The following is a 10,142-nucleotide window of genomic DNA, read 5'->3' as shown; positions in this document are numbered from 1 at the left end:
AGAGACAGACAGGACTGTGTCCAGCATCACACGTTGCGTTTCCGCGGGTGTTTCCCGGGACCATGGCCTCTCAGGGAGTGAGCGCCCGCAGGACAAGACCGGACGCCGGCTTGGGCCCGAAGGAGGTCGACTTGCGCGGCATCGTGACCCCCTGGCGCGCGAGCTCGCGCACCACTTCCTCATGGACCGGGTGCATCAGGACGGCCGTGCCCCCGTCGTCCTCCGCCTTCTCGACCGTGGCGGTCGTGTCGTGGATGTACGCGATGTCCGCGGGAGAGTCCTCCGGGATGCCCCACACATGGTCCAGGAGCGTGGCATGCAGGACCGTCGCGTCCAGCGCGCGCCAGGCCTCCGGGTGCTCGGCCGGGATCGTACGGGCGAGGAGGTCGGGCGACGGGCGGTCGACGAGGTGGAAGGCGCCGTCGCCGGCGAGGAGGAAGGCGTTCCCCTCGGCGGCCGCCGAGGCGAGGGACTCCAGCGCCTCGGGGAGGGGCACGTCGAGGTGGCGTACGCGGAAGGAGTCCCCGAGGGCGGCCAGCGCGTCGGCGACCGGCAGGCGGTGCAGCAGGCGGTGGATGGCCCGGACGCGCAGCGGGTAGCGGGCGGTGTCCACGAGGAGGACCAGACCGTAGTCCCAGGGGCTCGGCGAAGGATGCTCCGCGCGTAGACGAAGGTAGGTCGCCCAGCGGTGGTGTCCGTCGGCGATGAGGGCCTGGTGCCGGCCGAGGTCCGTGCGGATCTCCGTGAGCTCCGCCGGGTCCGTGACCGCCCACAGGCGATGGCTGATGCCGTCCTCCGTGGTGGTGGACAGCAGCGGCGGCAGGGCGGCCGTGCGCTCGATGACGGCGGCGGTGCCGTACCCGGAACCGTTGCCGCGATAGGTCAGCAGCAGGGGTTCGAGGTTGGCGGACGTGGCGCGCATCAGGGCCGCGCGGTCCGCGATGACGTGCGGCATCACGTCCTCGTGCGGGAGCACGACGCCGTCGGCCGGATCGGACAGCCGCAGATTGCCGATCACGCCCCGTTGCAGCAGGTCGCCGTCGCGCTGCTCGTACACGTACAGGCCCGGCTCGGGATCGGCGGCCAGGATGCCCTCCGACAGCCAGCGGTTCAGCGTGTCGGCCGCCTGGCGGTTGCGGGCGGCGGGGGTGCCGTCCTGCGGGAGGATCAGCCGGACGATGTTGTACGGGTCGGCCGATTCGAGTTCGAGCAGTCCGTCGGGCCGGACGATCACGTCGTACGGCGGGGACGTCACGGCGGCCAGGCTGCCGACCCGGTCGGGGTCGTAGCGCAGGCCTCGGAACGGGGTGAGTTCGAGGCCGCTCCCTGCCGGTGTTTCCTCCTCGGGACCTGCATAGTTCATTGGGGCATCGTAAGTGTGTCAGTGGCATGCGGGATGATCGGGGCAACGGGATCGAACGAGGAGCGATGCGCAATGAGCCAGACCGTCAGGACGCGGCCCGAGGGCAGTGAGCAGGCCCTGAGCGAGGCGTACGACACCGCGCTGCTGGACCTGGACGGTGTGGTGTACGCGGGCGGTGACGCCATCGCCCACGCCGTGGATTCGCTGGCGACGGCGCGCGCGGGCGGGATGCACCTCGCGTACGTCACCAACAACGCGCTGCGCACCCCGGACGCGGTCGCAGGGCACTTGACGGAGCTGGGCATCCCGACGGTGGAGTCGGACGTCATCACCTCGGCGCAGGCCGTGGCCCGGCTCATCAGCGAGCAGGTGCCGGCGGGGTCGCGTGTGCTGGTCATCGGCGGCGAGGGGCTGCGGGTCGCGCTCCGCGAGCGCGGGCTGGAGCCGGTGGACTCGGCGGAGGACGAGCCCGTCGCGGTCGTGCAGGGGTACGGCGGTCCCGATCTGACCTGGTCCCGCTTCGCGGAGGCGTGCTACGCCATCGCGCGGGGGGTGCCCTGGTTCGCCTCCAACACGGATCTGACGATTCCGGGCGCGCGCGGAATCGCGCCGGGGAACGGCGCGGCGGTGGAGGTCGTCCGCATCGCCACGGGTGCCGAGCCACAGGTGGCGGGCAAGCCGTTGCCTCCGATGCACCGCGAGACGATTCTGCGGACAGGGGCCGAGCGGCCGCTGGTGGTCGGGGACCGGCTGGACACGGACATCGAGGGCGCGTTCAACGGAGAGGTGGACTCGCTGCTCGTCCTCACCGGTGTGACGGACGGGGCACAGCTTCTCGCCGCGCCGCCGCGGCACCGTCCGACGTACGTCGACGCCGATCTGCGCGGCATGCTCACCGGGCAGCCCGAGGTCGTCGAGGCGGGCGACGGGTTCCGCTGCGGCGGCTGGACGGCGACGGCGGGCGGCGACGCGCTGGAGCTGACGGGCGAGGGCGAGGCCCTGGACGGGCTGCGGGCGCTGTGCGCGGCTGCGTGGACGTCCGCCGGCGAGGGCGTGTGCGAGCTGGACGGCGGGAAGGCGCTGGCGCGGCTGGGCCTGTAGGACCTGCGTGACCGGCTTGGCGTCCGACCGGCCAGGATCTGCCCGACCCGGCAGATCCTGGGCAGTCGTCCCGGGCAGTCCGGGGAGGGCGCGGGTGCCGGGGCGGTGCTCACTCGTGCCGGGTCGGGCCGGCACAGGGCTGACCTGGGCTTCGGTGCGGGATCAGGTGCAAGGGATCAGGTGTACGGGCGCTTCCAAACGCAACGCGAGGGTAGGCTAACCTAACCTCGTGTTGGTCGACAGTCCTCCTGAACAGCGCGCGGAAACCGCCCCCGCGCCCCCAAGCCGCCGGGCGATACGGACTCTTGGACTCCTCGTATCCGTGGGTGTCCTGCTACTGGTCGCGCTGGCGAGTATCGCGATCGGCGCGAAAGCGCTGCCGCCGGCCCAGGTGTGGCACGGCCTGTTCCACGACACGGGGACGTACGCGGACGTCGTCGTCGGTGACCGGATCTCGCGCACCGTGCTCGGGCTGCTGGTCGGCGCCGCGCTCGGACTGTCCGGTGCCGTTCTCCAGGCGCTGACCCGCAACCCGCTGGCCGACCCCGGTCTGCTGGGGATCAACGCGGGCGCTTCCGCCGCCGTCGTCACGGCGATCACGTACTTCGGCGTCACCTCGCTGAGCGGCTACGTCTGGTTCGCCTTCTTCGGCGCGGCGGCCGTCGGAGCGCTGGTCTGGTTCCTGGGCGGCAGCCGGGGCGCGACCCCGGTGCGGCTCGCGCTCGCCGGAACCGCGATCAGCGCCGCGCTGTACGGCTATCTGCAGGCCGTGATGATCATGGACGACGCGGCGCTCGGCAAGATGCGCTTCTGGACCGTCGGTTCGCTCGCCTCGGCGACCGACTCGACGATCGAGCAGGTGGCCCCCTTCCTCGGCGTCGGCGCGCTCGTCGCGCTGGCCCTCGCCCGGCCGCTGAACGCGATGGCCATGGGCGACGACACCGCCCGAGCGCTCGGCGCCAACCTGAACCGCACCCGCGCGCTGTCCATGGCCGCCGCGACCGTGCTCTGCGGCGCCGCGACCGCCGCCTGCGGACCGATCGTGTTCGTCGGGCTCATGGTCCCGCACGCCGTCCGCTCCTTCACCGGGCCCGACCTGCGCTGGATCCTGCCGTACGCCACCGTCCTGTCGCCCGTGCTGCTGCTCGGCGCCGATGTCCTGGGGCGGATGGTCGCCCGGCCGGCGGAGCTCCAGGTCGGCATCGTCACCGCGGTGGTGGGCGGTCCGGTCTTCATCTTCCTCGTACGGCGACGGAGGACGGCGCAGCTGTGACGACCCCACCTGTCCGAAGCACCCGAACCGCCCGCGACCGGAGCGTCCCGGTACTCCCCGCGCGCCGTGTCCGGGCCGTCCGCACCGTCGGCGGCCTGTCCGTCCGGCTCGACATCCGCATGGCCACCGTGGTCGCCCTGCTCCTGGTGGCCGCGGCCGCGGCGAGCGTGGTGCTCATCGGCACCGGCGACTTCCCGATCCCGGCCGGCGACGTGCTCAAGACCCTGGCCGGCGACGGCAGCCCCGGCCAGGAGTTCATCGTCAACGAACTGCGGCTGCCGCGCGTCCTCGTCGGGCTGCTGGTGGGGGCCTTGCTCGGGCTGGCCGGAGCGCTCTTCCAGTCGATCTCCCGCAACCCGCTGGGCAGCCCCGACGTGCTCGGGCTCGGACAGGGGGCCACGGCCGGCGCGCTCATCATGATCGTGCTGTTCTCGGGCAGCGCGACCGAGGTCGCCCTCGGAGCGCTCGTCGGGGGACTGCTGACCGGGGTTGCCATCTATCTGCTCGCGTGGAAGCGGGGCGTGCACGGCTATCGACTCGTCCTCGTCGGCATCGGGGTCTCCGCGGTCGTCACGGCGGTCAACGGCTACCTCCTCACCAAGGCCGACCTCGTCGACGCGGCCCGCGCCATCGTGTGGATGACCGGTTCCCTCAACGGCCGGGACTGGGCCCAGGTCTGGCCGCTGCTCATCATGTGCGCCGTCCTCGTCCCCCTCGTCCTCGGCAACGCGCGCGGGCTGCGGATGATGGAGATGGGCGACGACGTGTCGTACGCCCTCGGAGTGAGCGTCGAGCGGACGCGGCTGCTGCTGATGGTGGCCGCCGTGCTGCTCACCGCGGGTGCCACCGCCGCCGCGGGCCCGGTCGGTTTCGTGGCGCTCACCGCGCCGCAGCTCGCCCGGCGGCTCACCCGTTCGCCCGGACCGAACCTGATGGCCTCGATGTGCATGGGCGCGACCCTGCTCATCGTCGCGGACTGGGCCTCACAGCGCGCCTTCGGCGCCGACCAACTGCCGGTCGGGGTGGTCACCGGCGTCCTCGGCGGCATCTACCTGCTGTGGCTGCTGGTCACCGAACGCAAGGCGGGCCGGATATGAGCGGCCCGGCGAAGGCCACCCCCGTGACCGCGGACGAGAACACCCCAAGGAGCACCGTGAACCGCCTGTCCGCCGACGACGTCACCCTCGCCTACGACCAGCGTGTCATCGCGGAGAAGCTGTCGGTGGAGATTCCCGACCGCTCCTTCACGGTGATCGTCGGCCCGAACGCCTGCGGCAAGTCCACCCTGCTGCGCGCCCTGTCGCGCATGCTGAAGCCCTCGGCCGGGCGGGTCCTGCTCGACGGACAGGCGATCCAGTCGATGCCCGCGAAGAAGGTGGCGCGCACCCTCGGGCTGCTGCCGCAGTCGTCGATCGCGCCGGACGGGATCACGGTCGGCGACCTCGTGGGCCGGGGCCGCTACCCCCACCAGGGCCTGCTGCGCCAGTGGTCCCCGGAGGACGAGCGGGTGGTCCAGGAGTCGATGGCCTCGACCGGGGTCGCCGAACTCGCCGATCGCTATGTCGACGAATTGTCCGGCGGCCAGCGTCAGCGTGTGTGGATCGCGATGGCGCTCGCGCAGCAGACCCCGCTGCTCCTGCTGGACGAGCCGACGACCTACCTCGACATCCAGCACCAGATCGACGTCCTCGACCTGTGCGCCGAGCTCCACGAGACGCAGGGCCGCACCCTGGTCGCCGTACTGCACGACCTCAACCACGCGGCCCGCTACGCCACCCACCTGATCGCGCTGCGCGACGGCCGGGTCATCGCCGAGGGCGCCCCGAACGACATCGTCACGGCCGAACTGGTCGAGGAGGTCTTCGGGCTGCGCTGCCAGGTCATCGACGACCCCGAGACCGGGACGCCCCTCGTGGTGCCCGCGGCCCGCAAGGCCAGGGTCCGCGCCGCCGTGGCCGCTACAGAAGCGTCCTGAGCCGGAGCAGGTCGCGCAGGCCCGCCTCCAGCTTCACCCGGCCCGAGCCCCAGGCCCTGGCGAAGTTCAGCTCGCCGTTCACCATCGACACCAGGTCGTCGCCCTTCATCGTCAGGCGGATCTGGGCCCGCTCGGGGGGCGGGCCCTGGAGGGTGTCCAGCACCTCGATACGGCCGCCCCTGAGGCGGCCGACGAAGGTGATGTCCAGGTCGGTGATACGGCAGCTCAGCGAGCGGTCCAGGGCCGCCGCGGCACGTACGTCCCCGTCGGCGCCCGCCATGTTGTCCGAAAGCTTGTCGAGTGCGGTGCGGCACTCCTCAGTCGTCGCCATCGTGATCGACGGTACCGCAGCCCTTCGCGGTAGCGTCGGGGCATGAACGACTCAGTCCCCGAGGGCGAGCTCCCCGAGGCGGTCACCGCGCAGGAGCCCGGCCCGGCCGCGGAGGCCGAACCGGAACCCGCGTACGACCCCGCCGCGCCGACCCCGCTGAACGTGCCGCGTGTCCCGACGGGCCACGCCGACGTCGACGCCCGGCTCGACCGGCTGGCCGACGCCGACCACCTCGCCACGGACGGACACCTCGAGGTGTACGAGGATGTGCACCGGGGGCTGCGCGACGAGCTCACCGCGCTCGACGTCCGCCCGGGAGCCCCGGTTCCCGGCGGCCGCCCGGCCGCCGCCCCGCAATGAGATCCTTCGGGACACCGGAGAACGTTCCGGGCCTCCGAAGGGCCTTCGGGACACCCGGAGAGTCTTCCGGGCACACCTTTCCATCGCCGTACGACCGCAGGAGCTGAACCGAACGTGGCAGGAGTGGCACGCCGCCGCCTCGACGCCGAGCTGGTCCGCAGGAAGCTCGCCCGCTCGCGCGAGCACGCCGGACAGCTCATCGCCGCGGGCCGGGTCAGCGTGGGCAAGACCCTCGCGACCAAGCCCGCCACGCAGGTCGAGACCGCCGCGGCGATCGTGGTCAGCAAGGACGACAGCGACCCCGACTACGTCTCGCGCGGCGGACACAAGCTCGCCGGCGCGCTCGCCGTCTTCGGGCCGCAGGGCCTGAAGGTCGAGGGACGGCGGGCACTGGACGCGGGCGCGTCCACCGGAGGCTTCACCGACGTACTGCTGCGCGCGGGCGCCGCCCATGTCGTCGCCGTGGACGTCGGTTACGGACAACTCGCCTGGTCTCTCCAGAGCGATGAACGCGTCACCGTCAAGGACCGTACGAACGTACGCGAGTTGACGTTGGAGGCGATCGATGGGGAGCCCGTGGACCTTGTTGTCGGGGATCTGTCCTTCATCCCGCTCGGACTGGTGCTGCCCGCCCTCGCGCGGTGCACGGCGCCGGATGCCGACCTGGTGATGATGGTCAAGCCGCAGTTCGAGGTGGGGAAGGACCGGCTGGGCAGCGGCGGTGTCGTGCGCAGTCCGGAGCTGCGCGCCGAGACCGTGCGCGGCGTGGCGGGGCGAGCCCGGGAACTGGGGCTCGGAGTGAACGGCGTGACAGCGAGCCCGTTGCCCGGACCGTCGGGCAACGTCGAGTACTTTCTGTGGCTGCGGGCCGGGGCACCCGAACTCGACCCGGCCGACGTTGACCGTGCAGTGGCGGAGGGGCCGCGTTGACACAGACCCGAGCTCGTACAGTTTTCCTGCTGGCCCACACCGGGCGGCCGGCAGCCATCCGAAGCGCCGAACTGGTCGTCCAGGGGCTGCTGCGCTCCGGGATCGGCGTGCGGGTCCTCGCGGCCGAGGCGGCCGATCTGCCGCTGCCCCACGAGGTGGAGCTGGTCCAGGAGGCCACTCCGCAGTGCCTCGACGGCTGCGAGCTGCTCATCGTCCTCGGCGGTGACGGCACGCTGCTGCGCGGCGCCGAGTTCGCCCGCGCCTCTGGCGTGCCGATGCTCGGTGTCAACCTCGGGCGGGTCGGCTTCCTCGCCGAGGCCGAGCGCGACGACCTGGACAAGGTCGTCGACCGGGTCGTCACCAGGGCCTACGAGGTCGAGGAACGCATGACGGTCGACGTCGTCGTGCACCGCAACGGCGACATCGTGCACACCGACTGGGCGCTGAACGAGGCGGCCGTGCAGAAGGTTTCCGCCGAGAAGCTCCTCGAAGTGGTGCTGGAGATCGACGGGCGGCCCGTCACCGGGTTCGGCTGCGACGGGATCGTCTGCGCGACCCCGACCGGGTCGACGGCGTACGCCTTCTCGGCGGGCGGGCCCGTGGTCTGGCCCGAGGTCGAGGCGCTGCTGATGGTGCCGATCAGCGCGCACGCCCTGTTCGCCAAGCCGCTGGTGACCTCACCTGACTCCGTGCTCGCCGTGGAGGTGCTGCCGCACGTCCCGCCGGGTGTGCTGTGGTGCGACGGGCGGCGGACCGTGGAGCTGCCGCCGGGCGCGCGGGTCGAGGTGCGCCGCGGGGCCGTGCCCGTGCGGCTGGCCCGGCTGCACCACGCCTCCTTCACCGACCGGCTCGTCGCCAAGTTCGCGCTGCCGGTCTCCGGATGGCGCGGGGCACCGCACTAGGACAGGTCCCGGTGACAGGCGCGGCACCCCGGTTCCGCCCGGGTGCCGAGCCGCCTCCACACGGTCCGTCGGCGAACGAGATCACCCCCGTCAGGTAACGCTCGGTTCTCTTTGCGGGGGGCGGCGTCGCACGGCGCGAGGAAAACCTCGTATGGTCGGGGACGTGTTGGAGGAGATGCGGATACGGTCGCTCGGAGTCATCGACGACGCGGTCGTCGAGCTGTCACCGGGCTTCACCGCCGTGACGGGTGAGACCGGTGCGGGCAAGACGATGGTGGTCACCAGCCTCGGGCTGCTGCTGGGAGGGCGGGCGGACCCGGCCCTCGTGCGGATCGGCGCCAAGAGCGCGGTCGTGGAGGGGCGGATCAGCGTGCCCGCGGGCGGGACGGCCGTCGTACGGGCCGAGGAGGCGGGTGCCGAGCTCGACGACGGCATGCTGCTGATCAGCCGTACCGTTTCGGCCGAGGGGCGTTCACGCGCGCATCTCGGCGGGCGTTCGGTGCCGGTGGGCGTGCTCGCCGAGCTCGCCGACGAACTCGTCGCGGTGCACGGCCAGACCGACCAGCAGGGGCTGCTCAAGCAGTCCCGGCAGCGGCAGGCCCTGGACCGGTACGCGGGTGACGCGGTCGCCGTACCGCTCGCCAAGTACGCGGGCGCCTACCGCCGGCTGCGGGCCGTCTCGGCCGAGCTGGACGAGATCACGACGCGTGCCCGGGAGCGGGCCCAGGAAGCCGACCTGCTGCGCTTCGGACTCGACGAGATCGCGGCCGTCGAGCCGCGCGCGGGCGAGGACGCGGAGCTGGCGGCGGAGGCCGAGCGGCTCGGTCACGCGGAGGCGCTGGCATCCGCCGCGACCGCCGCGCACGCCGCGCTGGCGGGCAACCCCGAGGACCCGGAGGGCATCGACGCGGCCACGCTCGTCGCGGGCGCCCACCGGGCACTGGAGGCCGTACGGTCGCACGACTCGGCCCTCGCCACGCTGTCCGGGCGGATCGGCGAGATCGCCATCCTGCTGGGCGACGTCGCGGGCGAACTCGCGGGCTACGCCGACGACCTCGACGCCGACCCGCTGCGGCTGTCGGCCGTCGAGGAGCGCAGGGCCGCGCTCACCCAGCTCACCCGCAAGTACGGCCAGGACATCGACGCCGTGATCGCCTGGGCCGAGCGGAGCGCCGAACGGCTCACCGAACTCGACGGCGACGACGACCGGACCGGCGAGCTGACCGCCGAGCGGGACGCGCTGCGCGGCGAACTGGGCGGTCTCGCCCAAGCCCTGACGGACGCCCGTACGGAGGCCGCCGAACGGTTCGCCGCCGCCGTCACCGCCGAGCTGGCCTCGCTCGCCATGCCGCACGCGCGCGTGTCCTTCGAGATCCGCCAGACCGACGACCCGGAGGGCGTGGAGGTCGGCGGTCGCCCGGTGACCTACGGTCCGGCGGGCGTCGACGAGGTGGAACTCCTGCTCGCCCCGCACCCCGGGGCGCCGCCGCGGCCCATCGCCAAGGGCGCGTCCGGCGGCGAGCTCTCGCGCGTGATGCTCGCCGTCGAGGTCGTGTTCGCCGGGACCGACCCCGTGCCGACGTATCTCTTCGACGAGGTCGACGCGGGCGTCGGCGGCAAGGCCGCGGTCGAGATCGGGCGCCGGCTGGCGAAGCTCGCCAAGAGCGCGCAGGTCGTCGTCGTGACGCACCTGCCGCAGGTGGCCGCCTTCGCCGACCGGCAGCTCCTGGTCGAGAAGACCAACGACGGCTCGGTGACCCGGTCCGGCGTGAAGGTGCTGGAGGGCGAGGAGCGCATCCGCGAGCTGTCCCGGATGCTCGCCGGTCAGGAGGACTCCGAGACGGCCCGGGCCCACGCGGAGGAACTGCTGGCGGCGGCTCGCGCGGACGCCTAGCGGCGGTCTTTTC

Annotated in this window: 10 protein-coding genes; 8 read left to right on the top strand and 2 right to left on the bottom strand. The window is 72.7% G+C overall.

Features of this window, described 5'->3' with window-relative positions; genetic code table 11:
• Window positions 1-70 precede the first annotated feature (70 nt).
• A complete protein-coding gene (locus ACFXGX_RS30965) occupies window positions 71-1,363 on the bottom strand; it encodes a DUF1015 domain-containing protein (RefSeq protein ID WP_384797539.1) in 1,293 nt (430 codons plus the stop codon).
• A gap of 72 nt (window positions 1,364-1,435) precedes the next feature.
• On the opposite strand from ACFXGX_RS30965, the gene ACFXGX_RS30960 reads away from it, so the two are divergent.
• The 4 genes from ACFXGX_RS30960 (at window position 1,436) to ACFXGX_RS30945 (ending at window position 5,712) form a co-directional block, all read left to right on the top strand.
• Complete coding sequence (locus ACFXGX_RS30960) at window positions 1,436-2,464, top strand: HAD hydrolase-like protein (protein ID WP_384797536.1); 1,029 nt, start codon at window positions 1,436-1,438, stop codon at window positions 2,462-2,464.
• 229 nt (window positions 2,465-2,693) lie between these two features.
• Window positions 2,694-3,737, top strand: a complete 1,044-nt coding sequence (locus tag ACFXGX_RS30955; RefSeq protein WP_384797533.1) for a FecCD family ABC transporter permease — start codon at window positions 2,694-2,696, stop codon at window positions 3,735-3,737.
• Between the two features lie 95 nt (window positions 3,738-3,832).
• Entirely contained in the window at window positions 3,833-4,834 is a 1,002-nt protein-coding gene (locus ACFXGX_RS30950) for a FecCD family ABC transporter permease (protein ID WP_384797550.1), read from the top strand.
• Window positions 4,831-5,712: an ABC transporter ATP-binding protein gene (locus ACFXGX_RS30945; protein WP_384797530.1), complete on the top strand. Its 882-nt coding sequence runs from the start codon at window positions 4,831-4,833 to the stop codon at window positions 5,710-5,712. The genes ACFXGX_RS30950 and ACFXGX_RS30945 overlap by 4 nt, the downstream gene beginning before the upstream one ends.
• Here the strand turns inward: ACFXGX_RS30945 and ACFXGX_RS30940 are convergent.
• Window positions 5,696-6,043 (bottom strand): SCP2 sterol-binding domain-containing protein, encoded by a 348-nt coding sequence (locus ACFXGX_RS30940; protein WP_384797527.1) that lies wholly within the window; start codon window positions 6,041-6,043, stop codon window positions 5,696-5,698. The genes ACFXGX_RS30945 and ACFXGX_RS30940 overlap by 17 nt on opposite strands.
• Window positions 6,044-6,085: 42 nt before the next feature.
• Between ACFXGX_RS30940 and ACFXGX_RS30935 the strand changes: the two genes are divergently transcribed.
• The 4 genes from ACFXGX_RS30935 to recN all read left to right on the top strand — a co-directional run bounded on the left by ACFXGX_RS30935 (window position 6,086) and on the right by recN (window position 10,129).
• Window positions 6,086-6,403, top strand: a complete 318-nt coding sequence (locus ACFXGX_RS30935) for a hypothetical protein (protein ID WP_384797524.1) — start codon at window positions 6,086-6,088, stop codon at window positions 6,401-6,403.
• A gap of 114 nt (window positions 6,404-6,517) precedes the next feature.
• On the top strand, window positions 6,518-7,333 hold the full coding sequence (locus ACFXGX_RS30930) for a TlyA family RNA methyltransferase (protein WP_384797521.1): 816 nt from the start codon (window positions 6,518-6,520) through the stop codon (window positions 7,331-7,333).
• Entirely contained in the window at window positions 7,330-8,235 is a 906-nt protein-coding gene (locus ACFXGX_RS30925; protein WP_339128490.1) for an NAD kinase, read from the top strand. The genes ACFXGX_RS30930 and ACFXGX_RS30925 overlap by 4 nt, the downstream gene beginning before the upstream one ends.
• A gap of 151 nt (window positions 8,236-8,386) precedes the next feature.
• Window positions 8,387-10,129 (top strand): DNA repair protein RecN, encoded by a 1,743-nt coding sequence (recN, locus tag ACFXGX_RS30920; RefSeq protein ID WP_384797518.1) that lies wholly within the window; start codon window positions 8,387-8,389, stop codon window positions 10,127-10,129.
• The last annotated feature ends 13 nt before the right edge of the window (window positions 10,130-10,142 follow it).

Source organism: Streptomyces sp. NPDC059371 (assembly GCF_042751995.1).
Classification (GTDB): domain Bacteria; phylum Actinomycetota; class Actinomycetes; order Streptomycetales; family Streptomycetaceae; genus Streptomyces.
This window is presented reverse-complemented; position numbering and strand designations above follow the sequence as displayed.

Coding starts and splice junctions, on each gene's coding strand:
- ACFXGX_RS30935 (WP_384797524.1), top strand. CDS start 6,086: ATGAACGACTCAGTCCCCGAGGGCGAGCTCCCCGAGGCGGTCACCGCG.
- ACFXGX_RS30965 (WP_384797539.1), bottom strand. CDS start 1,363: ATGAACTATGCAGGTCCCGAGGAGGAAACACCGGCAGGGAGCGGCCTC.
- ACFXGX_RS30960 (WP_384797536.1), top strand. CDS start 1,436: ATGAGCCAGACCGTCAGGACGCGGCCCGAGGGCAGTGAGCAGGCCCTG.
- ACFXGX_RS30945 (WP_384797530.1), top strand. CDS start 4,831: ATGAGCGGCCCGGCGAAGGCCACCCCCGTGACCGCGGACGAGAACACC.
- ACFXGX_RS30940 (WP_384797527.1), bottom strand. CDS start 6,043: ATGGCGACGACTGAGGAGTGCCGCACCGCACTCGACAAGCTTTCGGAC.
- recN (WP_384797518.1), top strand. CDS start 8,387: ATGGTCGGGGACGTGTTGGAGGAGATGCGGATACGGTCGCTCGGAGTC.